18 protein-coding genes, 1 tRNA gene and 1 pseudogene are annotated in these 24745 nt (G+C 41.2%); 9 read left to right on the top strand and 11 right to left on the bottom strand.

Annotated features, from left to right (window positions below):
* Positions 1 to 125 precede the first annotated feature (125 nt).
* The gene (gene bioD, locus ACO59Y_RS02685) at positions 126 to 851 is read left to right on the top strand and encodes a dethiobiotin synthase (protein WP_486130403.1); all 726 of its coding nucleotides are present in this window, start codon (positions 126 to 128) and stop codon (positions 849 to 851) included.
* A gap of 57 nt (positions 852 to 908) precedes the next feature.
* Here the strand turns inward: bioD and can are convergent, their stop codons facing one another.
* Positions 909 to 1595, bottom strand: a complete 687-nt coding sequence (can, locus tag ACO59Y_RS02680; protein WP_373602744.1) for a carbonate dehydratase — start codon at positions 1593 to 1595, stop codon at positions 909 to 911.
* A 78-nt stretch (positions 1596 to 1673) separates the two neighbouring features.
* Positions 1674 to 3077: an asparagine--tRNA ligase gene (gene asnS / locus ACO59Y_RS02675; protein WP_486130401.1), complete on the bottom strand. Its 1404-nt coding sequence runs from the start codon at positions 3075 to 3077 to the stop codon at positions 1674 to 1676.
* Between the two features lie 143 nt (positions 3078 to 3220).
* Between asnS and sohB the strand changes: the two genes are divergently transcribed.
* Complete coding sequence (sohB, locus tag ACO59Y_RS02670; protein WP_486130399.1) at positions 3221 to 4279, top strand: protease SohB; 1059 nt, start codon at positions 3221 to 3223, stop codon at positions 4277 to 4279.
* Between the two features lie 179 nt (positions 4280 to 4458).
* Positions 4459 to 5298, top strand: coding sequence for an OmpA family protein (locus ACO59Y_RS02665; protein ID WP_486130398.1), 840 nt, complete (start codon positions 4459 to 4461; stop codon positions 5296 to 5298).
* A gap of 69 nt (positions 5299 to 5367) precedes the next feature.
* Here ACO59Y_RS02665 and ACO59Y_RS02660 read toward each other — a convergent pair whose 3' ends face one another.
* Entirely contained in the window at positions 5368 to 6231 is an 864-nt protein-coding gene (locus ACO59Y_RS02660; RefSeq protein WP_486130396.1) for a fructosamine kinase family protein, read from the bottom strand.
* A 194-nt stretch (positions 6232 to 6425) separates the two neighbouring features.
* Between ACO59Y_RS02660 and pheS the strand changes: the two genes are divergently transcribed.
* The 4 genes from pheS (at position 6426) to ACO59Y_RS02640 (ending at position 10854) form a co-directional block, all read left to right on the top strand.
* The gene (pheS, locus tag ACO59Y_RS02655; protein WP_486130394.1) at positions 6426 to 7415 is read left to right on the top strand and encodes a phenylalanine--tRNA ligase subunit alpha; all 990 of its coding nucleotides are present in this window, start codon (positions 6426 to 6428) and stop codon (positions 7413 to 7415) included.
* 50 nt (positions 7416 to 7465) lie between these two features.
* On the top strand, positions 7466 to 9853 hold the full coding sequence (pheT, locus tag ACO59Y_RS02650; protein ID WP_486130392.1) for a phenylalanine--tRNA ligase subunit beta: 2388 nt from the start codon (positions 7466 to 7468) through the stop codon (positions 9851 to 9853).
* A gap of 3 nt (positions 9854 to 9856) precedes the next feature.
* On the top strand, positions 9857 to 10156 hold the full coding sequence (locus tag ACO59Y_RS02645; RefSeq protein ID WP_373602737.1) for an integration host factor subunit alpha: 300 nt from the start codon (positions 9857 to 9859) through the stop codon (positions 10154 to 10156).
* Between the two features lie 206 nt (positions 10157 to 10362).
* Positions 10363 to 10854 carry a C40 family peptidase gene (locus ACO59Y_RS02640; RefSeq protein ID WP_486130390.1) on the top strand — a complete coding sequence of 164 codons (492 nt, stop codon included), beginning with the start codon at positions 10363 to 10365 and terminating at the stop codon, positions 10852 to 10854.
* 60 nt (positions 10855 to 10914) lie between these two features.
* On the opposite strand, the gene ACO59Y_RS02635 is transcribed toward ACO59Y_RS02640, so the two are convergent.
* The 3 genes from ACO59Y_RS02635 to fnr form a co-directional block, all read right to left on the bottom strand.
* On the bottom strand, positions 10915 to 11748 hold the full coding sequence (locus ACO59Y_RS02635) for a DUF4198 domain-containing protein (protein ID WP_373602735.1): 834 nt from the start codon (positions 11746 to 11748) through the stop codon (positions 10915 to 10917).
* A gap of 362 nt (positions 11749 to 12110) precedes the next feature.
* Positions 12111 to 13040: a universal stress protein UspE gene (uspE, locus tag ACO59Y_RS02630; protein ID WP_486130387.1), complete on the bottom strand. Its 930-nt coding sequence runs from the start codon at positions 13038 to 13040 to the stop codon at positions 12111 to 12113.
* 106 nt (positions 13041 to 13146) lie between these two features.
* On the bottom strand, positions 13147 to 13920 hold the full coding sequence (gene fnr / locus ACO59Y_RS02625) for a fumarate/nitrate reduction transcriptional regulator Fnr (RefSeq protein ID WP_373602733.1): 774 nt from the start codon (positions 13918 to 13920) through the stop codon (positions 13147 to 13149).
* Between the two features lie 277 nt (positions 13921 to 14197).
* Between fnr and ACO59Y_RS02620 the strand changes: the two genes are divergently transcribed.
* Positions 14198 to 14283: transfer RNA gene (locus ACO59Y_RS02620), tRNA-Leu, on the top strand.
* 295 nt (positions 14284 to 14578) lie between these two features.
* Here the strand turns inward: ACO59Y_RS02620 and ACO59Y_RS02615 are convergent.
* Genes ACO59Y_RS02615 through malQ form a run of 3 tightly spaced genes read right to left on the bottom strand, consistent with a single transcriptional unit; the run spans position 14579 to position 20828 of the window.
* The gene (locus tag ACO59Y_RS02615; protein WP_486130385.1) at positions 14579 to 16243 is read right to left on the bottom strand and encodes a PTS transporter subunit IIBC; all 1665 of its coding nucleotides are present in this window, start codon (positions 16241 to 16243) and stop codon (positions 14579 to 14581) included.
* A 10-nt stretch (positions 16244 to 16253) separates the two neighbouring features.
* A complete protein-coding gene (locus ACO59Y_RS02610; RefSeq protein WP_486130383.1) occupies positions 16254 to 17045 on the bottom strand; it encodes an endonuclease/exonuclease/phosphatase family protein in 792 nt (263 codons plus the stop codon).
* A 9-nt stretch (positions 17046 to 17054) separates the two neighbouring features.
* A complete protein-coding gene (gene malQ / locus ACO59Y_RS02605) occupies positions 17055 to 20828 on the bottom strand; it encodes a 4-alpha-glucanotransferase (RefSeq protein WP_486130381.1) in 3774 nt (1257 codons plus the stop codon).
* A gap of 197 nt (positions 20829 to 21025) precedes the next feature.
* Here malQ and ACO59Y_RS02600 point away from each other — a divergent pair, with 197 nt between their 5' ends.
* A complete protein-coding gene (locus ACO59Y_RS02600) occupies positions 21026 to 21739 on the top strand; it encodes a UTRA domain-containing protein (RefSeq protein ID WP_486130379.1) in 714 nt (237 codons plus the stop codon).
* A 90-nt stretch (positions 21740 to 21829) separates the two neighbouring features.
* On the opposite strand, the gene metE is transcribed toward ACO59Y_RS02600, so the two are convergent.
* Both metE and ACO59Y_RS02590 read right to left on the bottom strand, forming a co-directional pair.
* Positions 21830 to 24103: a 5-methyltetrahydropteroyltriglutamate--homocysteine S-methyltransferase gene (gene metE / locus ACO59Y_RS02595; protein ID WP_486130377.1), complete on the bottom strand. Its 2274-nt coding sequence runs from the start codon at positions 24101 to 24103 to the stop codon at positions 21830 to 21832.
* A gap of 325 nt (positions 24104 to 24428) precedes the next feature.
* Positions 24429 to 24745, bottom strand: a pseudogene (locus ACO59Y_RS02590) (Fic family protein); the annotation flags it as partial.

Below are 24745 nucleotides of genomic sequence, written 5' to 3'. Positions count from 1 at the left end.
GATTAATTCTTGTCTGAAAGGCGCGAAATTTTGCGTTAGCTCAAATTTCTCGTAAAAAAACTCTTTTAGAATCGGCGCTCTTTTAGGCCATAGTTTAAGCCTAATAAAATTTAAAGGAGAGGAAAATGAGCAGCTTTTTTATTACCGGGATTGATACCAATGTCGGTAAAACGACGGCTTGTCGCGCGATTATTCAAGCTTTGCAAAATAAAGGCGTGAATATTGTCGGTTTTAAACCGATTGCTTGTAGTTCGGAAGAGAGCGTTTATCCTGTCGAGCAAACTTTCACGTCGGATTACGATAATAAAGAAAATTACGATGTACTGACCTTGATGGATTCAACCAAACAGGCGGTAAGTTACGAAGAAATTAACGCTTATACTTTTGATCACACTTTGCCAATGTTGGTTGAAGCCAAAGAACGTATAAAGTTGGCTAAAATCAATCAAATGCTTGATGAATTAACTCAAAAATATCAATCAGTTGCGGTGGAAGGGTCGTTTGGTTTGTTGACGCCGATGGCTGAAGGTAAAACTTTTGCCGATTGGGTGAAATCCCGCAAAATGCCCGTGGTGCTTGTAGTTGGCATTAAAGATGGTTGTATTAACCACGCATTATTAACTGTGCAAGCCATTCAGAATCTAGGCGTACCATTATTAGGCTGGGTGGCAAATCGTATTAATCCGTTATTAAGTCATTATGCGGAAATCGTAGAATTTCTTGAAAATCATATTGATGCACCGCTATTAGGTAAAATTCCTTACGTTCATCGCCCGGAAACTCAAGAGCTCGGACATTATTTAACCAATATTGAGCGTTTACTGTACATGCAAACGGAACAGGTCAAGTAGAAAAAGCAAGTAAAAAACTAAGTAAAAAAGAAGTGCGGTAAATTTACCGCACTTTTTTTATTCAACATTATGTGCTTTTTTCAAAATATCCTCTTCTTCCAGCGTTAATAAACGCGCGATAGCATTGCGATAAGAAATCTCTAGGGATTCGCGACTGGTCGCCATTACGCCTTGATCGACTAAAAATCCGTCATTCACATCATAAACCCAACCGTGCAACGATAATTTTTGACCGCGCTCCCATGCGCTTTTCACGATGGACGAGCGACCGAGATTATAAACTTGTTCTGCTACGTTAATTTTGGTCAACATATCCGCACGTTTTTCCGGCGACAGTTTACCGAGCAAATGCCCGTGTTTGAACCAAATATCGCGAATATGCAATAGCCAGTTGTTAATTAAACCGAGATCTTGATCCGCCATCGCCGCTTTAATACCGCCGCAATTCGTATGTCCGCAAATGATAATATGCTCGATATTCAGCACATCTACCGCATATTGCACCACGGAAAGACAATTTAGATCCGTGTGAATTACTTGGTTTGCCACATTGCGATGAACAAAAAGCTCGCCCGGTTCGAGATTAGTGAGTTTTTCCGCCGGCACTCGGCTATCGGAACAACCGATCCAGAGATAATGCGGTGTTTGGTGATCGGCAAGTTCTTTGAAATAGGTGGAATTTTCCTCTTTCATACGTTGCGCCCAGCTTAAATTGTTGGCGAAAAGTTGCTCGATTTTGTTCATGGTGCTTTCCTTAAAAATCATGAAAAAAATTGACCGCACTTTATTACAAGTGCGGTCAGAATTAGGTCTGTTTTAAAATTAAAAATTCGCGTTTCTCGGTGCGCGTGGGAACGGGATGACATCGCGAATATTTTGTACGCCGGTTACATAAACGATTAAACGTTCAAAACCAAGACCAAAACCAGAATGTGGTACGGTACCGTATTTGCGCAGATCACGATACCACCAGTAATCTTCCGGGTTTAATCCCATTTCTTCCATACGTTTATCAAGGACTTCTAAACGTTCTTCACGTTGCGAACCGCCGATAATTTCGCCGATACCCGGCGCTAAAACGTCCATTGCGGCCACAGTTTTGCCGTCGTCATTTAAACGCATATAGAACGCTTTAATGTCTTTCGGATAGTTTTTTACCACTACTGGCGATTTGAAGTATTCTTCCGCCAAGTAGCGTTCGTGTTCGGAAGAAAGATCAATGCCCCATGACACCGGGAATTCGAATTTTTTACCGGATTTTAATAATATCTCGATCGCATCGGTGTAGTCGATTTGAGCAAAATCGGCATTAATAAAGTTTTCCAAACGCGTAATCACGTCTTTATCGACGTGTTTTTCAAAGAATTTTAAATCGTCTCGGCGTTCATTAAGAACCGCGCGGAATACGTATTTCAACATATCCTCGGCCAGTTTGGCGTTATCGGCGAGTGTTGCGAAAGCTACTTCTGGCTCAATCATCCAGAATTCCGCCAAGTGGCGTGTGGTGTTGGAGTTTTCGGCACGGAAAGTCGGGCCAAATGTATAAATTTTGCTTAAGGCGCAAGCGTAAGTTTCGCCATTTAATTGCCCTGAAACCGTTAAGAAAGATTCTTTGCCAAAAAAATCTTGACTGAAATCTACTTTGCCTTTTTCGTCGCGAGGCAAGTTTTCTAAATCTAAGGTTGAAACCCGAAACATTTCACCGGCGCCTTCCGTATCCGATGCGGTGATGAGCGGCGTTGCCACCCAATAAAAACCTTGTTCGTGGAAGAAACGATGAATCGCTTGCGCTAAACAATGGCGAACGCGGGCAACGGCACCGATGATATTGGTACGTGGGCGTAAATGAGCTACTTCGCGTAAATATTCGATAGAATGACGCTTCGCTGCCATCGGGTAAGTGTCGGGATCTTCAACAAATCCTGTTACTTCGACGTTTTGTGCTTGCAATTCGACCGCTTGACCTTCGGCCGGCGATTCCACGACTTGACCGGTAACAATTACGGAACAGCCCGTAGTTAGGCGTAAAATTTCACTTTCGTAATTTTCAATATCATTGTTGACGATCGCTTGAATCGGATCAAAACATGAACCGTCATACACGGCTAAGAAGGATAAACCGGCTTTAGAATCGCGACGAGTGCGCACCCAACCACGCACAGTGACGGTTTCACCAATCGCCACGTTTCCTTGTAACACATCGACAACGGATGCAACTTTAGACATATAAACCTCAACTCATTAGGGCGTAAAAAAATGCGCCTAGTTTACCTTAAATCGCAAAATTTTCCATAAAAACTTATGGCCTTCATGACCAACTTAAGTAGAATAGCGCGCCTATAATCAATAACAATCTGTAGGGAGTTTTTATGTGGTCGGAAATTTTAGTCGGTTACGGCATTTTTATTTTGGAAATTTTGACGCTATTTGTTGTTATCGCGGTGATTACGGCGTTTATTATTTCCGCACGTCGACACAGAGCCAATGAGCAAGGCGAATTAGTTATAACGGACTTATCGGCGCATTTACAAGATACGGTAAAACAGTTGCGTGATTTTCAGTTATCCGAAGAAGAATTAAAGCAGCAAGAAAAAGCCGAAAAGAAAGCGGAAAAACAAAAACATAAGGCATTAAAAGATAAACTGAAAAAAGGCGAAGTGCTTGATGAGACAAAACCCTGTCTTTATGTTTTAGATTTTAAAGGCGATCTGAACGCCTCCCAGAGCACCGCATTGAGAGCAGAAATTTCGGCGATTGTCAGCGTAGCAAAACCGCAAGATGAAGTTTTACTGCGTCTGGAAAGTGCGGGCGGCATCGTTTATGGTTACGGCTTGGCCGCTTCGCAATTGGCGCGTTTAAAACAAAAGGGGATTAAATTAACCGTTTCGGTGGATAAAGTGGCCGCCAGCGGCGGTTATATGATGGCCTGTGTGGCGGACAAAATCATTGCCGCCCCCTTTGCGGTGATCGGCTCAATTGGCGTGGTGGCACAGATACCGAATATTCATCGTTTATTAAAAAAACATGATGTGGATGTTGACGTGATGACGGCAGGGGAATTTAAGCGCACGGTGACAATGCTTGGTGAAAATACCGAAAAAGGTAAACGAAAATTCCAGCAAGAACTAGAAGAAACACACCAATTGTTTAAGCAATTTGTTAGTCAATATCGACCAAAATTGAATATTGATCACGTGGCCACGGGTGAGCATTGGTTTGGTTCGCAAGCTTTGGAATTAGGACTGGTGGACGAGATTTCGACCGGTGATGATATTTTGTTAGAAGCGATGAAAGATAAATCTGTGATTGGCATCGCTTACAAAGTGAAAAAACCGTTATTGCAGAAACTCGGACGTCAAGTAGAAGAAAGTGCCGATGCGTTGATTCAACGTTATATGCACAAAAATACACAGGATTTTATGCGTTAATTTTGCAAAAATATTGTAAATGAAGTGCGTTAGATGAGGCTTTTATTTACAAAATCAGTTTTTATGATTAGTATAAGCGCCGAAACTTTTATAGTTTCTTTATTCTAATTCAATAGCTTGAATGGTGTTTTCCTTAATATTAGGGATTACACTTTAATCGTTAAATAGAAGGTAAAAACATGAAATTGTCTCGTATTTTATTATCTGCTGCGGCAATAGCGAGTTTAGCGGCTTGTGGTAATTTAAGTGAAGTCACTGCGGAAGGGATACCGGAGTACAAAAATGTTAATGGCGTTGAGGTTCCTCAGTTGGTATGGCCGAAAATTAATGGCGGTCAATCCGGTACCTGGCCGAATTGGGATAATGTTCGGATGATCGAACGCGGTATGAACAAAAAACAATTGTACGCGCTAATCGGTCAACCGCATTTCTCCGAAGGATTATACAATGTAAGAGAATGGAATTACGTATTTAACTATCGTGAAAACGGTGCACACAAAATCTGTCAATATAAAATCTTATTTGACAAAAATTACCAGGCACAAAGCTTCTTCTGGTATCCAAACGGCTGTAACGATAACACCTCATTTACTTTGAGTGGTGATTTCTTATTCAATTTTAATGAGGATAGTCTTACCCCTCAAGGTAAAGAAATGGTTGATAACATTGCGCAGCAATTGAAAACATCAAATGTAAAAGATGTTAAGGTTGCGGGGTTTACCGATCATTTAGGTTCTGATGCCTATAACATGGAGCTTTCGCAACGTCGTGCAAACCGTGTTAAAGCTCGTTTGGTAGAGGATGGTGTGGTTGCACAAATCACAGCTATCGGTTACGGTAAAAATTATCAAGTGAAAGTTTGCAACGGATATGCGCATTTAAGCCAAGAAGAAAAAGACTGCTTGCGTCCTAATCGCCGCGTAGAAATTACTTCAAGCGGTTCTTCTCTGAAATTGCAACAAGAAGGGGCAAATGTAAACGGCGGATTACGCGGTCCGAGTCTGCTCTATCAAAAATAATTCCAACTCAAAAATAGCACCGCATTGAAACCCATTCCAATGCGGTGCTATTTTTTATCTGCAAATTAATTAGCGTTCTAGCAGCTTATCTAATGTTTTTTGCGTGAGATGAACATAGTTTCCTAAAAAACGTTGGCTGAAATTCAATAAATAATAAAGTTGATAAATGTGTTTTCTTTCTGCGTAACCTTCTCGGTCTATCGGGAAAGCGCGATCATAATTTTCGTAGAATTTTATCGGGAATGGTTCAAAAAGTTCACTGAACGCGAGATCGCATTCTCTATCGCCCCAATAACAAGCCGGATCATAAGTAGCGGTTTCGCCATTTACAATACAAACATTTTCAATCCATAAATTGCCGTGTAAAAGAGATGGCTTCGGATTATGTTTGGCTAGTTTTTTAGCTACCGATTGAACGATTTGATCGATATTGCCGAAATCCAAACCTTTATCTTTACAAAGCTGCAATTGCCAACCAATACGTTGTTCACTAAAAAATTTTGCCCAGCTGGCATGCCACTTATTTGGCTGATGAACGGAACCTAACCAAGTATCAAAATCCAATCCATAATATTTTGTACCGGAAACCTGATGCAACCGGGCTAACTGAGTACCGAAATCTTCGATTAATGAAGATTGTTGCGAAATAGGAAGTGCTTCAAGAAGAAGAAAACTGTGATTTGACGAACACCCGACGCCATAAACCATAGGAAGTCGAAATGCGTTTATTTTTCGTAACATCTCAAGTTGGTCGGCCTCGGCTCGAAACATGGAACGATAGGACCGCTCATTGGCTTTGACGAATACCGCTTGAATACCGTCGCTAATAATCCAAGCTTCATGAATTTCGCCGCGGTGAACGCATTCTTTTTCTTTAATCAAGTAATAAGCACCGAATTGATCCGCTAAGACTTGAGAGATCGATTTCCACATAGCTACCTCCTAAATACAACAATTCCGTTTTTATTCTATTGAAATTAATAAAGATTTCTGTGATGAAGGTCAAAATTTTCATTATTTATTGACTCGGATTAAATCCAAGGAATTCAAATAAAAACGTGATTTTTTAATGTATAGGTATTATTATTAGCGCCATTTTAAGCAATGGAAATTAGTCAGAGGAAATTATGCAACATCTGAAAGATCTTGTTGAAAAAGCAAAATCGGCGATTGATATGATTGAGAACAAAAGTTTAGCAGCGTTAGATGAAATTCGCGTTGAATACTTTGGTAAAAAAGGTCATTTTACTCAATTAATGCAAGAACTTCGCAACGTTGCGGCAGAAGAACGTCCGGCATTAGGGGCTAAAATTAATGAAGCAAAACAAATCGCACTCGATTTTTTAAATGCCAAGAAAGCGGAGTGGGAGCAAGCCGAACTTAATGCAAAATTAGAAAAAGAGCGTGTAGACGTCACTTTACCGGGTAAGAAAGTGGAAAAAGGCGGTTTACACCCGGTAACGATAACAATTAATCGTGTGACGCAATTCTTTTCTGAGTTAGGTTTTTCCGTAGAAAACGGGCCGGAAATCGAGAGTGATTATTATAATTTTGATGCGTTAAATATTCCGAAACATCACCCGGCGCGTGCCGATCATGATACTTTCTGGTTTAATCCCGAATTATTGCTTCGTACGCAAACTTCCGGCGTACAAATCCGCGCGATGGAAAAAATGCGTCCGCCAATTCGCATTATGGTGCCGGGACGCGTATATCGTAACGACTACGATCAAACCCACACGCCGATGTTCCACCAAATTGAATTATTGTATGTAGATAAAAATGCTAATTTCACCGAATTAAAAGGCTTGTTACACGATTTCCTACGCGCATTTTTTGAAGAAGATTTGCAAGTGCGTTTCCGTCCGTCTTATTTCCCGTTCACTGAGCCTTCTGCGGAAGTGGATGTCATGGGCAAAAACGGTAAATGGCTTGAAGTGTTAGGTTGCGGTATGGTGCACCCGAATGTGTTGCGTAACGTAGGCATCGATCCGAATGAATATTCTGGCTTTGCCGTCGGTATGGGTGTAGAGCGTTTAACCATGTTACGCTACAACGTCACAGATTTGCGTTCATTCTTTGAGAACGATCTCCGTTTCTTAAAACAATTTAAATAATGACTTCGGCCAAAAGCGATAGAAATCACAATTTTGAAGGATAAAGAATAATGAAATTTAGCGAACAGTGGGTAAGAGAATGGGTTAATCCGGCAATTTCGACCGAACAATTATGCGAACAAATTACCATGCTCGGTCTAGAAGTGGACGGCGTGGAAAAGGTGGCGGGCGATTTTACTGGCGTGGTTGTCGGCGAAGTGGTCGAATGCGCGCAGCATCCTGATGCAGATAAATTACGCGTTACCAAAGTTAATGTGGGCGGCGAACGTTTATTGGACATCGTATGTGGTGCACCGAACTGTCGTCAAGGTTTAAAAGTGGCATGTGCCACCGAAGGAGCCGTGTTGCCGGGTGATTTTAAAATCAAGAAAACCAAATTACGCGGCCAGCCTTCGGAAGGGATGCTTTGCTCTTTCTCCGAATTAGGCATTGATGTTGAAGCTGATGGTATCATCGAATTGCCGCAAGATGCGCCGATCGGCGCGAACCTTCGCGAATATTTAAGTTTAGATGATAAAGCGATTGAAATCAGTTTAACGCCGAATCGCGCGGATTGCTTAAGCATCGCCGGCATTGCACGTGAAATCGGCGTTGCGAATAAACAACCTGTCAATCCGCCATCTTTCAATGCGGTGCCCGTGGCGACGTCCGCTAAAGTAGCAATTGAATTGCAGGCGCCACAAGCCTGTCCGCGTTATTTATTACGCGTGGTGAAAAAGGTAAACGTAAAAGCCGCATCACCGATTTGGTTGCAAGAAAAATTACGCCGCTGCGGCATTCGCTCAATTGATCCGGTAGTGGATATCACTAACTATATTTTGCTTGAGTTAGGCCAGCCGATGCACGCATTTGATGCGGCAAAAGTGGTTCAACCGGTTCAAGTGCGCTTGGCTAAAGAAGGGGAAGAATTAGTATTGCTCGACGGCACAACCGCAAAATTACGACCGAATACTTTGCTTATTGCAGACCAAAACGGTCCGCTAGCCATGGCGGGGATTTTTGGTGGACAAGCGAGCGGCGTTACTGCCGAAACCCAAGATGTGATTTTAGAAGCTGCATTTTTTGCCCCCTTGGCCATTATCGGCCGCGCAAGACAATATGGCTTACACACCGATGCGTCACACCGCTTTGAACGCGGCGTAGATTTTGAGTTGGCGCGTAACGCCATGGAACGCGCAACGGCCTTATTGCTTGAGATTTGCGGCGGTGAAGCAGGGGAAATTAACGAGGCCGTCAGCCAGGAATTCTTACCTACAGTAAAAACCGTACGACTTCGTCGCGAAAAATTAGATGCTTTGCTCGGGCACCGCATTGAAACCGAAACCGTTACGGAAATTTTCCAACGTTTAGGTTTTAGCGTTCAATTCGCTGATGATGTTTGGACCGTAACTTCAGCAAGCTGGCGCTTTGATATTGAAATTGAAGAAGATCTCATTGAAGAAGTGGCGCGCATTTATGGCTATAACAGTATTCCGAATAACGCCCCGCTAGCGCATTTACGTATGCGTGAGCACAAAGAAGCGGAGCTGGACTTAGCGCGCATTAAGACCGCATTGGTGGACGCCGATTATCAAGAGGCGATTACTTACAGTTTCGTTGATCCAAAAGTTCAAACTTTATTACATCCGAACCAAGCGGCATTAATATTGCCGAATCCGATTTCGCTAGAAATGTCGGCTATGCGTGTTTCCTTGCTCAGTGGCTTGCTCAATGCGGTGCTATATAATCAAAATCGTCAACAAAATCGTGTGCGTTTATTTGAAACCGGCTTACGTTTTATTCCCGATGCGAAGGCAGAATTTGGCGTGCGTCAAGAATTCGTGTTAAGTGCAGTCATTAGCGGATCAGCCAAAAACGAAAGCTGGAACAGCAAAGCGGAATCGGTTGATTTCTTTGATTTAAAAGGCGATTTGGAAAGTTTGCTTTCTTTAACCGGTGTACGTGACGACATTCGCTTTGTGGCAAAAGCCTTTGACGCGTTGCATCCCGGTCAATCCGCCGCAATTGAATTAAACGGCGAAGAAATCGGTTTTATCGGCACAATTCATCCGTTCATCGCACAAAAATTAGGTTTAAACGGTAAAGCGATTGTCTTTGAAATTTTATGGCGCGCTATTGCGAAGCGTAATCTGGTACAGGCCAAGGAAATTTCAAAATTCCCCGCCAACCGTCGAGATTTAGCGCTTGTAGTGGCAGACGATGTTGCCGCCGGTGATGTGCTTGAAGCTTGTAAACAGGCCGGTGGTGAGAAACTGACGCAGGTTAATTTATTCGACGTTTATAAAGGTGTCGGCATACCGAACGGGGCGAAAAGTCTTGCCATCAGTTTAATCGTACAAGACAATCAAAAAACTTTAGAAGACGAGGATATTAATGCCGTTATTTCTGCCGTCTTAAATGAAGTTAAACAACGTTTTAACGCTGAATTAAGGGATTAACTTATGACGCTAACAAAGATCGATATTACGGAATATCTGATTGAGAAATATCAGTTACAAAAATCGGAAGCTAAAAGTTTGGTAGATAACTTTTTTGAAGAAATTCGTCTATCCCTTGAATCCGGTAATAAAGTGAAATTATCGGGTTTCGGTAGCTTTGAATTACGTGACAAATCTTCCCGCCCGGGACGTAATCCCAAAACCGGTGAAAGCGTAGCGATTTCAGCACGTCGTGTCGTTGCATTCAAACCGGGACAAAAACTACGAGCTCGAGTGGAAAAAGCGATTAAGAATAATCAATAAAATAGCCGGAAAAAGCGCGGTTATCTGCGGGGCTTATGCATTTAAATGCATAAAACGATTGGCGATTAGAAGCATAAATTGATGTGCCCAAATAGCACCGCATTGGAACCGCCTCCAATGCGGTGCTATTTTATGAGAGTAATTTCCGCGTTGTATATTTCGGTTATTTGGATCATACTTTTTTATTTATATGTCGAGATAAGAAAATGAAATTTATCAATAGCTTTTTATGTTTTTTTATAAGTATGCTGTTATTCGCCTGTTCCTCAAACCGTTTCGGCGGGGAGGACTATGCCATTAATTACAAAGGCAGTATTAATGATCCGATTATGGCAATCACCTTGTTGAGCGAACAGCAATATGATTGGGCGGGCACGCCTTATGTATTAGGCGGGCAGTCGCGTAAGGGAATTGATTGTTCGGGATTTGTACAAAAAACTTTTATGGATCGCTTTAACATTGCGCTTCCACGCACCACAAAAGAGCAAGCTCATCACGGCAAATTAGTGCATAAAGAAGAGATTCAGACCGGCGATTTAGTATTTTTTAAAACTGGACTCGGGCCGAACGGTTATCATGTGGGGATTTATGTGAAAGAGGATAAATTTTTGCATGCCTCAACGAAAGGCGGGGTAATTTATTCTTCCATGAACTCACCGTTTTGGTCGAAAACCTTCTGGCAGGTGAGACGAATCTAATCGGAATTAAAAAAGTGCGGTTGAGCAAATCAGCCGCACTTTTTTTCTTTAATGTTTTTTTTAATGATGATGCTCAGGCTTCGGCGGTAGTTTGGCGAGTCCTTTGCCCACCGGCAAAATCAAGGTGGAGTAGCTTGCGGATTGTTGGCAAACCGCTTGATCGGCAAATGGTGTTTTATGAATCACTTTGATTTTCCAGATTCCTTCAATTAACGGAATAATATTCACGCGGCCTTGGCTATCAGTTTTACCGGAAAAACCTTGTGGTTCGCGATGCCCGGTTGACGCCTCCAAATCTTTTACAACCACCGTATCCGCCGTTGCGATTACTGTTTCGCCGGCAAGAGGCATATCGTTATAAAAAATTTGAACAGGGAAAGGCTCGCCCACTTTGACTTTACTCGGATCTTTCAACGGCACGATTTCAAGCGGCAATCCCACACGGGTCATCGCCATATCAGCATTTACAGGCTGTTTTCCAACATTCACTAAGCCTTTGCCGAACATTTGGGTTTGTTCGCAATAAACCGCGTTCGGTGTATTTGGTAAATTATCCATTTTCCAACCTTCGGCATTTTGCGACCAAAAGGTCGGTTGATAAGTTGCAGTTACCCAATAAGAACCCGCTTTTAACGGTTTTTCGGATTGATATTGATAATTCTCGCCGGTTTGTAGCAAAGTTTGTTGTTCGCCATCTTGATTAATCATCTTCAGTGGCGCAAAAATGTGCAAACGCGCTTCCGGAATTTTCTCTACATAGGGATAATCGCCATAAGCCAGTTCTGCTTTTAAAACCGTATCCGCTTTTAATTGCGATGGTGCGGCAACCCAAACTTCATGCGCTTGAGCTGTGCCGGCAAGGAGTAATAATCCCGCAATAAATGTTTTTTTCATGTGTTCTTTCCTTTTAAAAATACGTTGAAATAAATGGTAGAAAGTAAATCTTGGAGAGTAGGCGTAAAAGTATAGGGAAAAGCGTGCGTACATTAAAATACTATTTCAAGGAATAATTAAATTTGTGAGGATGATCACAAAAGCGCAGTGGGTTTTTCATACATTTTTAACCAAAGAACCGTTCATCTTGTTGCGCATTGTCTCGCTAAATTGAGATGTAAAAAGTTGGAGTGTAAAAATAGCACCGCATTGGACTACTTCCAATGCGGTGCTATTTTGAGTAAAGAATCGGGAAGAGCAAATTTGGTTCAGACTCGCTCAACCTGCGTCATTTCAAGTTGATGCAATAATCTATCGGGCAATTAATCTTCTTTTTTGGACGGTTTAATCGCAAGCAAATTACAGCTTAATTTGCTGATGACGTGTTCAGCTGTGTTACCTAAAAGCGCTGCGGATAACCCCGTGCGCCCGACGGTACCGAGAATGACAAGTTCTGCTTCAATTTCTTTTGCGACTTCGGGAATGACCTCTTCAGGGAAACCCTCGCGTACATGGGTGTGATCTTCATCGATCGCGAATTTTTGGCGAAGCGCTTTCATATTGATTAAATGCTGACCGCGAATGCCGTTTTCATAACCCGAAGTGTTAAATTCCGGTAAATCAATCGCCATATTAATTGGCGTAACGGGGTAGGCTGCAACAAGGTGAACGTTACCACGGTTGAGATTTTCGGCCAATGACATACCGGTTTCGACTAATTCTTGGTTAAATTTGTCTTGGTATTCTTGTTCACCGGATACGTTTACCGCAATGAGAATTCGACGTTGGTGTTTCCAGTCGCCGTCACGCACGATAAGCACAGGCACCGGGCATTTACGCAATAATTGCCAATCCACCGGCGTGAAAATCAGCGAGGTAAAACTTTCTTCGTTTTTAGTATATTTCACAACGAGATCGTAGTCGTTTTTTTCTACATCTTCACGAATGCCTTCTGCTTCATTGCTGTTCCAAACAATGTGAGATTCAAATTCAATTTGGGGATCGGCGTATTTATCCAAATAAAATTGCACCGCTTGACGATGTTGTTCAATGGCGGTTTTATGCATTTCTTCACGTTCTTCGGAAGAAAGCAGGGCGGACATTTCGTAAGATAAATCGTAAACGGCGAGAAGCGTCGTGATTTTCACTTTATCAACATTTTCTTGCTCTTTTACCAAACGTACGGCGCGGGCGAGAGCGTATTGTTTTTCATTGTCGGGATTGAGAACGACTAAGATATTTTTAAATTTCATATAACCTCCGTGATGGACGCAGATAGCATAAGAAAAAATGGATTCGATAACAAGGAATGAGCCCGGAAAGTTGATATAAAAAAGCGTGAAAGTTTCACGCTTTTTCCTATTCCGCCATGGTAATTTTAGTTTTGTTGGTGCCGGTAAGTTCAACTAAGGCATTGATATCATTGATGATAATGTATTTACCTTGTACAGAAAGTACGCCAAGTTTTTGAAAACGACCTAAAAGACGGCTGATTGTTTCCACGGTTAAACCGAGGTAATTGCCGATATCGCTACGTGTCATAGTTAGTCGGAATTCTTTGGCTGAGAAACCGCGGGCAGAGTAGCGCTTGGACAGATTATAAATAAATGCAGCCAAGCGTTCTTCAGCATTCATTTTGGAAAGCAACAAAATCATTTCTTGATCACTTTTAATTTCGCTACTCATTAAACGAATAATTTGTTGGCGTAGTTTAGGCATTTTGCCCGCCAAGTCATCTAAAATATCGAAAGGAATTTCACACACCATTGCCGTTTCTAAAGCCTGGGCAAAGCTTGGATGCTGCATATTGTTGATGGCATCAAAGCCCACGAGATCTCCCGGTAAATGGAAAGAAGTGATTTGTTCTTCGCCGGCTTCACTGATTGTGTAGCTTTTAATGGTGCCGGAACGAATGGCATAAATTGAATTAAGCGAGTCGCCGGCTTTAAATAAGACTTGGGATTTTTGGATGGGTTTTTTACGTTCGATAATATTATCGAGTTGATCAAGTTCGTGTTCATTTAATGTGAAAGGAATACATAGTTGGCTAATACTGCAATCCTGGCAATGGATAGCACAACCTCCCGATTGAACTCGGCGTCCTGCCTTAGTTTCTGAAACGAAATTTTTCATTTAGCCCTCAGATTTTATTTAAAAAATAATGTAAAATTGATCTAACGCAAGAATTTTAACACTAAATAGGCATTTTAAGAAGATGGCAACGGAAAAATTAACGAAGAAAAGACTAGTACAAATTTTAATCATGTTATGTATTTTAATCGGTGCTTTTATTTGGCGATATTTTTTATCTTAAATAAACTGTTTTGTTTAAATTTAAATCAATCAATCAAAATCCTGAAATTTTTACTTGCTACGTGTTTCGATATACGTATAATCTCCGCGTTCCCAAGCCTGGGTGGCGAAATTGGTAGACGCAGCGGATTCAAAATCCGCCGGTGAATAACCGTGTCGGTTCGAGTCCGACCCTAGGCACCAAATCATTAAACAAAGCCCCGCGTAACTCAACGCGGGGTTTTGTATTTAAACGTTGTTATATTATAACTATCAAATTTAAGCTCAAATTAATCTGAGAGGCACGAATTTTTAAATGGGGGAGTGTCAGATCAGGTTTGATTTTCTACAATTTATTACTATCACCGTGAAATATTTAAGATAAATAGAAAGGGCGGAGTTCTATAGATTATAGAACTCCGCCCTTAAATTAATAGTCTAGATTTTTAGGGTCAGATCATTTTAACCCTACTTTTTGTTTATCTGCACTGAAATATTGTTACATTTTCGGAATTTCAACTCCGGAAGAGAGTAGGTCTTGAATATCCGATTTCAGTACATCGGCTTTTGGTCCATAAATGGCTTGAATGCCTGTGCCTTTAACAATAAAACCCATTGCGCCTGCTTGTTTCCAAGCTGCTACATCGCCCACTAATTCAGGATTATGCACTGTGATACGTAAACGGGTCATACAAGCATCTACCTCGGCAATATTGTTGCGTCCACCAAGAAGGTTGATGATTTGCACCACTTGTGCACTGGCATTAGCGACTTTTTTCTCCTCAATAGGGGCTTCATCAGTGCCTTTCGCATCGTAGTTGCCGTTGCGACCGGCGGTGGCTAAGTTGAGTTTCTTAATCATGAAATTCGCAATTAAGAAGGCAGCGACCGCAAACACACCGGATACCCAAATGAAGTTGATAAGATCCATGCCGATGCCCGCTTTAATCGCCATTGGCGTACGGGTTAAAAACTCAATGTTACCGAATGAGTGAACGCGTAAGTTCACAATATCTGCCATGGCAAATGCGCAACCTTGGATGACCGCATAAACAAGGTAAAGCGGTAGTGCAACGAACATAAACATATACTCGATAGGTTCTGTTACGCCGGTTAAGAACACGGCAAGGGCAGAAGAAAGGAAAATCCCTTTGTAGATGGTTTTCTTATCCGGATCAACGTTCACGTACATGGCGAGCGTAATTCCCATTAGAATACCGCTTGAACCGATCATTTGACCCACTTTAAAGCGCGCCGGGGTCACTGTTGAGAGGAGCTCGTTATATTGCGTCATATTGCCCGCGTCTTTCAGGTTGATTAAATCACTGATCCAAGCGAGCCATAACGGGTCCTGTCCAAATACTTGTTTGCCTTGTTGCATACCGGTTAAGAATTCATAGGTACCACCCAATGACGTATAATTCATCGGAATAGTGAGCATATGGTGTAAACCGAAAGGTAGTAAAAGACGTTCTAATGTGCCGTAAACAAAAGGCGCAAGGATAGGCGCGGAGTCTTGTGAGTTAGCAATCCATTCGCCGAAATGATTGATCCCGGTTTGTACCACCGGCCAAAATACCGCCAACACTAACGATACTAAAACGGAACGGTAAATCACTACGAATGGCACAAAGCGTTTACCGTTAAAGAAGGTAAGTACTTCAGGCAGTTTGCGGAAATTGTAGTAGCTGTTAAAGGTGGTAGCCCCTACAAAACCGGCGATGATCCCTACAAATACACCCATATTTAATGCAGGTTGTCCAAGGATATTCACAAAGTAGTTGGCTACCGGAATGTCACCTGCCAAGATGGTGCTGACATGGGCATTCGGATCGGTCAGCATTTCAATTTTTACGCCGAAGAAATGACCGGTAATCAAGTTGATTAAAATAAAGGCAAGGCCTGCGGCAAATGCACCACCTGCACGCTCATTCGCCCAACTGCCACCAATGGCTAAAGCAAATAACAAATGCAGGTTACCGATAATGCCCCAACCGATTTGCGCGATGATATTACCTACACGCGCCAGCCATTCGACATCACTAATTAACGGTAATGAGTTACCGATACTCACCATTAAACCTGCAGCAGGCATCACGGCAATTACCACCATCAGGCATTTGCCGAATTTTTGCCAAAATTCAAAACTGAGCAATTTTTTCATGTATGTTCTCCTACAATGTAAGCTCGACTTCCAAACCGAAATGGTCGGAAACTACCGGTTTATTTTTGCCATTAAAAACCACCTGACTCGATAAAACCCTTTTTGTTTGATTTAAAAAAATATAGTCTAATCGTTTTTCTTCGCTGTGGCCTTTCCAGCCATCAATTGCTTTTTCAACAGTAATCCCGCTATCTTTCTGTTCCGCAATCTCAAAAGTATCAAGCAAACCGAGAGATTTGATTTTCTGATAAGCGTTTGGAGCGCTGATTGCATCCGTATTGAAATCACCCATCAAAATTTTAAGATTTCGGCTTTGGGTGCGCTCTAGGATATTGCGAATGTTGTCCAGTTGATTTTCACCTGCGCAATTCGGCAAGTTGATATGGCAGGAATAACAATCTACAAGTTGGCCTTGATATTCCACGGTTAAGCCAATAATTTTGCGAGAGAGGATAGAATCGAGGCGCTGATGTTGGCTGCAATAAAAAGCATCCACGTCATAAACCGGCAAGCGGGTTAAAAAGGCGATGCCTTCGTCATATTTATCGTAGCCAATATGTGAATTGCTCCAAAATAGCGAATATTTTTGTGTCACTCGTTGATTGATTTTATTCAGTAACACAACGCCATAGTTATCTTGCTTTAATGCTTGTGAAATTAGGGGAGCTGACATTAATTGATTCACCTCTTGTAGGGCAACGATGTCGTAGCCCTTTTCAAGAATGGTGTCGGCAATAATGTCGATTTTTTCCGCTTGGTTATCTTCTAACCAGGCGTGTACGTTGAGGGTGAGTAGTTTCATACGTTCCCCTTAATCCTCACAATGCCAAATATCGGTATTATATTGCGCAATGGTACGATCCGATGAGAAGAAACCGGCTTTGGCAATGTTATGAATTACTTTTTTGTTCCAGCTATCTTGATCTTCATAATCCGCCAAAATTTGTTCTTTTGCTTTCACATACGCATCAAAATCAATTAAGGTCATAAACCAGTCTTTATTGAGCAATTCATCATATAGACGTTTTAAACGCACTTCATTGCCCAGTTTTACCAGCGTAGAATCAAGTATAAAATCGACCGCTCTTTTAATGTATTTATCCTTTTTATAGTAATCTTTTGAAACATAACCGGCAGTTTCATACAGTTTAATAATGCTTTCCGAATCTTTACCGAAAGTGTAAATATTTTTCGCTCCGGCTAATTCTGCAATTTCCACGTTTGCACCGTCCATTGTGCCCAAGGTTAATGCGCCATTCAGCATAAATTTCATATTGCCCGTTCCTGAAGCTTCTTTTGAGGCAAGGGAAATTTGCTCTGAAATATCTGTTGCCGGAATTAATTTTTCCGCCACACTGACATTGTAGTTTTCCACTAAATAGACGTTTAAATACTGATTCACATCCGGATCGTTATTGATTAACTCAGACAAGCAAAGAATTAAATGAATAATATCCTGTGCAATCACATAAGCCGGTGCGGCTTTCCCGCCGAAAATCACGGTAATTTTACGTTTCGGCAGTTTACCTGCTTTGATTTCAAGGTATTTATGAATCACGTAAAGTGCATTCATTTGTTGACGTTTATATTCATGGAAACGCTTAATTTGCGTATCGATAATGGAATTCTCATCTAATTCAATGCCTTTATTTTCTTTAAGGTAGGTTTTCAGTGCCAATTTATTCTGGAATTTAATTTCAGCTAATTTTTGATGCACTTTTTTGTCATCTTTAAAGGCAAGCAGTTTTTCTAATTGTGTTGCATCATGTAAGTACTCATCGCCGATAAGTTGTTTAATATAAGCGGATAACGCTTGGTTAGAAAATTCTAACCAACGACGGAAGGTGATTCCGTTAGTTTTATTATTAAACTTCTCAGGATATATTTCATAAAACGCTTTGAGTTCGGAATTTTTCAAAATCTCCGTGTGTAATGCCGCCACACCGTTCACAGAGTTTGAAAAATGAATATCCATATGCGCCATATGGACGCGTTTTTGCTTATCAATGATTTGTACATCAGGATTCGGATATTCTTTCTGCACTAATTTATTCAGTTTTTTGATGATCTTCACTAAATGTGGAACCACTTCTTCTAAATAAGCTAAAGGCCATTTTTCTAAGGCTTCGGCAAGAATCGTATGGTTTGTGTAGCCCACCATATTGCGCACGATTTCTACCGCTTCTGCAAATTTAATACGATGTTTTTCCGTTAATAAGCGAATCAATTCCGGAATTACCATGGATGGGTGCGTGTCATTAATTTGCACATAGGCATAATCGGCTAAATCATGTAAATTACTGCCACGTTCAATGGCTTCATCAATTAATAACTGCGCCGCATTGGAGACCATAAAATATTGCTGATAAATACGTAATAATTCACCGTTTTTATCGGAGTCATCCGGATAAAGGAATAAGGTCAGATTTTCTTTGATTTTTGTTTTATCAAAGGTGATACCTTTTTTAATCAATTTATGATTAATGGACTCAATATCAAATAAGTTGAGATAATTTTTGGTGTCTTTCTTGTAACCTAGAATATCAATTCGATCTAATTTAGAGGTTAAAGTGAAGTCTTTAAATGGTACTTCATAACGGATATTTGTCGGGATTAACCAAGACTCTTTTTCAATCCAATCATTTGGTTCAGCATGTTGCTCATTGTTTTTAAAGACTTGTTTAAACAAACCGCAATGGTAATTCAAGCCTACACCTTCCGCATTTAGCCCGAGTGTGGACATGGAATCAATAAAACAGGAAGCTAAACGACCTAATCCACCGTTCCCTAAAGACGGTTCCGGTTCAATATCTTCAATATGGCTTAGTGATTTTCCTGCCTGCGCCAATTCATCTTTGATTTCTTGATATACGCCAAGATTGATTAAATTGTTAGACAGTAATTTACCAATCAAAAACTCCGCAGAAATATAGTAAACCTTACGTTTAGCCGTATTTTTTCCTTTATTCTCAGCAAGGGTTTTAACATAGTTTAATAACTGTACGTAAATGGCATGATCACTTAACTTTTCAAGTTTTTTGTTTGTTGTTTGCTGTACAAATTCACTAAATTTAATCATTCTTTTTTCCTTATTGGCGCGTCCATATAACGTGGTTATTTGGGTTAAGAAATCTTTTTTGGCGTTGGTTAAATCGCTTTCTTGCATTCGCCATTCCCAGTTTCCACCTATAGTAGAAGGAATATTCATTCTTGAGCTGGCGGGCAAATCTAAAATATCTTGCATGGTGGCAATCGCCGTATTACTTACGGTAGCAAATAATTGGCGAATCATTGCCTGACAAACAGATTCATCCACAGCACGATGGGTATAAGCATTGATATATTGTTGCTGTTTCGACGTTAAGCCATCATACCAACCATTTGTGACATCATTATCGTGCGTGCCGGTGTAGGCGATGCAATGCGGAATGCAGTAATGTGGGCTATCCAGGCTTTCACCACTTACATCCTCAAAACCAAATTGCAAAATTTTCATACCGGGATAACCGCAATCAACCAGTAATTTCTTCGCTTTTTCATCAATATTCCCGAGATCTTCGGCAATAATCGGCAAATCACCTAGCTGTGCTTTTACTGCTTTGAACAAATCATATCCCGGGCCTGGCTGCCAGCTACCATATTTGGCAATGTCTGCTTTACCATCCACTTGCCAATAATCGGAGAAACCTTTGAAATGATCGATACGAAGTACATCATAAATTTTAAAGCTTTCCTCAATACGATGAATCCACCAAGCATAGCCTTGTTTCTTATGTTCAGCCCAGTTATAAAGCGGATTGCCCCAAAGCTGTCCGGTGGCGCTAAACTGATCGGCAGGAACACCGGCAACGAAAAGTGGATTGCGTTCTTTATCTAATTGGAAGAGTTCTGGCATTGTCCACACTTCGACGCTGTCTGCTGCCACATAAATTGGCATATCGCCGATAATTTTAATTCCTCTTTGATTAGCGTAATTTTTCAATACCAACCATTGTTGGAAAAAGAAATATTGCGTTACTTTGAAATACTGAATTTGCTCCGTCAGCATTGCACGGTATTTTGCAAGCGCCTTCGGTTGACGGGCAACAATCTGTTTATCTTCCCATTCTTGTAGAGCCTTATTGCCGAAATGCTCTTTGATTGCCATAAATTCCGCATAGTCTTCCAACCAAGTGTGGTTGCTTTTTTCAAAGTTTTTGAAGGCTGCTTGGTATTTTTTATCGGCGAGGAAATGTTTGACGGCAATTTCTAAGATCGGGCGACGTGCATGAAAAATGCGCTCGTAATCTACTTTTGTCGGATCATCACCAAAATTAACCGAAGCATAATCCGTTTCTTGCAATAAACCCATTTGGGTGAGTAAAGCAAAATCAATTAAATGCGTGTTACCTGCAATAGCAGAGAAGGATTGATAAGGAGAATCACCGTAGCTGGTGGTGGTTAATGGAAGGATTTGCCAATAGGTTTGTTTCGTTTCAACTAAAAAATCCACAAAATCATAAGCAGATTGTCCAAAACTACCAATTCCAAATGCATTAGGTAATGAGGTGATATGCATTAAAACACCACTTGACCGAGTAAGCATAATTTTTCCCTTCAGAAGTAAAAGTTGTAGAGATTCTAATCTAAATTTTATTTTACACAATAACTTTTACGTAAAAGTTTAAATGTTTTCGTAAAAGTGTGATTTTAATCACAAAAACTATACGTATAACTATGAGGTTTTATGGTATTCTATTGCAGGTTTAAATAAGGAATAAAAGTAAAAAATGGAGTGAAAAAGTGAGTAAATACAAAGCGGTTTATAACGATATAAAAAGCAAAATAACCGATGGAATTTTACTGCCAAAGCAAGAATTACCCAGTGAAAGTGAGCTTATGCAAGAATATGGCTTTTCTAAAGATACCATTCGTAAAGCCCTTTCTCTGCTTGAAATGGATGGTTACATTCAGAAACAACAGGGGCGAACTTCTATTGTTCTCGAACATAATTTATCTACACCTCAACAGCTTTCCGAAATCAAAACCGTTGGCGAGTTAAATCGTCCTTTAACCCATCAAGTAAAAACAACTTTAACCAGCTTATATATTGTGCAAGGGGAAGAAGAACTAATGCAGATCTTTAATGTAAATGATCAAATTGATTTTTATCGTATAGGTCGTGTTCGTGAAATTAACGGGGAAGCGGTCGAATACGAAGTCTCTTACTTTGATCGTCGTATTGTTCCTTTTATTAATCGTGAGATTGCGGAGCAATCCATTTATCACTATTTAGAAAGTGAACTAGGTCTAAAAATTAGTTATTCACAGCGTGAAATTGCGTTTCGTTATGCCAATGAAGAAGAAAAAAGCACCATGGACCTCGGTGAATATAATATGGTTGTGAATGTTACCAGCACCACTTATTTAGCCGACGGACGTCCATTTCAGTTCGGTAGCATTAGTTATCGTCCCGATAAAATTACCTTTGCTTCCACTGCGAAGCGACATGTTTAAAAAATAGCGCTTTTCTCTTCCGCAAAACAAAAAAGCTGAACTTCTTCTGAGATTCAGCTTTTCTTTTATTTGTGAACGACTATCTGTGAATTAGGCTAATTCCGCACGTAATTTCTTCGTGACATCTACCATCACTTTTAATGCGGCAATGGTTTCCGGCCAGCCGCGGGTTTTTAGGCCGCAGTCCGGGTTTACCCATAAGCGTTCTTTTGGCACCACTTGTAATGCTTTGCGAAGAAGATGTTCGATTTCTTCTGCGGTCGGCACACGTGGGCTGTGGATGTCGTACACGCCCGGGCCGATGTCGTTCGGGTATTTGAAATCACCAAATGCGGTAAGTAATTCCATGTCGGAACGAGAAGTTTCGATGGTGATCACGTCGGCATCTAGGGCAGCGATTGCCGGTAAAATGTCGTTAAATTCGGAATAACACATATGTGTATGAATTTGCGTGTCATCTTTGCAACCCATTGAACTTAAACGGAAAGCTTCGCCCGCCCATTGTAAGTAAGCGTCCCAATCGGCGCGTTTAAGCGGTAAACCTTCGCGGATGGCCGGTTCGTCAATTTGAATCACTTTGATGCCTACTTTTTCTAAATCTAACACTTCATCAGAAAGCGCCACAGCAATTTGTTTACACACCGTGGAACGTGGAATGTCGTTACGCACGAAAGACCATTGTAAAATCGTTACCGGGCCGGTCAACATGCCTTTCATAACTTTGTTGGTGAGGCTTTGGGCATATTGTGACCAACGCACGGTCATCGGTTCCGGACGGGTCACATCGCCGTAAATGACCGGTGGTTTTACGCAGCGGGAACCGTAACTTTGTACCCAACCGAATTTGGTGAACGCAAATCCATCAAGCAATTCGCCGAAGTATTCCACCATGTCGTTACGTTCCGCTTCGCCATGCACTAACACGTCTAAATCCAATTTTTCTTGTTCGCGTACCACAAATTCAATTTCTTTTTTCATTGCCGCTTCGTAATCCGCCAAGCTGAGATCGCCTTTTTTGAAGGCGGCACGGGCATGACGAATTTCCGTGGTTTGCGGGAAGGAACCAATATTGGTGGTTGGCAGCAACGGTAGATTTAACCACGCATTTTGTAATTTAATCCGTTCTGCAAATGGCGATTTACGTTGATCGGCATTTTTCGGCAGATTTGCCAAACGTTCCGCCACACAAGTGCGGTGGATTTCACGAGAGTTTTTACGCGCGTTAGCGGCTGCTTGGCTAGCATCAAGATCTGCTTGCACAGCTGTTCTACCTTGTTCAAGTGCGGTCTTAATTACGCGTAATTCTTGAATTTTTTGCAAGGTGAACGCCAACCATTGATAAAGTTCCGGCTTGTTGGCTTGCAGTTGGGTTTCCACCGCTAAATCATAAGGTGTATGGAGTAGGGAACAGCTTGGTGCAATCCATAAACGCTCACCTAATTTCGCTTTTAGTGGTTCAACCACATCTAACACTTGGTTTAAGTTCGCACGCCAGATATTACGTCCATCAATCACGCCCACAGAAAGGATTTTGTCGTAATCGGCAAAGGCGGAAAGTTGTTCCGGTGCACGCACCAAATCAATGTGGAGACCGGCTACCGGTAAGGCTTTCAATAAATTAGCGTGTTCTGCCACGGAGCCAAAATATGTGGCAAGTAAGAGTTTGGCGTTTACTTGTGCAGCAAAAGTAGCATAAACCGCTTTATAAGCGGCAATCCATTCTGCCGGTAAATCAAGGGTTAAAGCAGGTTCATCAATTTGAATGTATTCCACACCTTCAGCGGTTAATGCGTTTAAGATGTCCACATAAACCGGCACGAGTTTGTTTAACAAATCAAAACGATTAAATGCTGCACCTTTTTCTTTCCCTAACCAAAGGAAGGTTAATGGGCCAACGAGGGTGGGTTTTACCTTGTGACCAAGGGCTTTAGCTTCGCGGATTTGTTGCACATAGTGCGCCGGGTTGGCTTTAAATTGGGTGTCCTTGTGGAATTCCGGCACAAGATAGTGGTAGTTGGTGTCGAACCATTTGGTCATTTCAATGGCGAATTGTGTTTTGTTGCCACGCGCCAATTGGAAATATTGATCCAAGGTTAAGTTTTGGCTGTCGAAACCAAAGCGTGCAGGAATGGCACCTGTTGCCACTTGTAAATCTAAAATGTGATCGTAGAAAGTGAAATCAGCAACCGCCACGAAATCCGCATTCGCATTGGCTTGATGTTGCCAGTTAATTTCGCGCAATTTTTTTGCAATGTCTAATAAATCAGCTTCAGCGATTTCACCGCGCCAGTAACGTTCTTGGGCAAATTTAAGTTCACGTTTTGCTCCTACACGTGGGAAACCCGATAAATGAAATATTGTCATGTTAATTCCTCATAAATGTGGTGATAAATAATTTAGACGTCTAAACGTCCGTGCGAACTTAGAATGCGTCAATTAAGCGCATTATGCAAATTCATTATTTTCACAAAATTTATGAATTTTTTTAATTTGAAATGTTAAACGATAGCGATTTTTCACTGATATCGATTATTCGTCTGATACGATTTTACGAATCCCACCGACTCATTGAACTCTTCAAATAGCACCGCATTGAAGCCGTTTCAATGCGGTGCTATTTTTTGAGGGCACCGGTAAGTGCGTTTGAAATTTTAGTGATTTTGAAAATGGCGAATTGAGTGGAATTTGTTTAAAACCGATATTTCCCTTTTCCTAATCCGTTGGCTTTTTTAATTATGCCGCTAGCCAGCATCTTGCGCAGCAATTCCGAGGCCGGGGAAGGGGTGAGTGAAAGATATTTGATCACGTCTGCACGTGAAAAAACATTATCTTTAACGCATTGATATAGCGTTTGAATATGTCTTTTGGTTTTTTCTGAAAATGCAGAGACCTCAAAGTAAATTGTTTTGTCCTGTTTTTCTTCTTCAATGTCCTGTTTTTCCTCCCCAATATCCTGTTTTTCCTCCCCAATATCCTGTTTTTCCTCCCCAATATCCTGTTTTTCCT

Source organism: Rodentibacter sp. (assembly GCF_057314195.1).
Note: the sequence above shows the minus strand (reverse complement) of the source record. Positions and strands in the feature narration are given on the sequence as shown.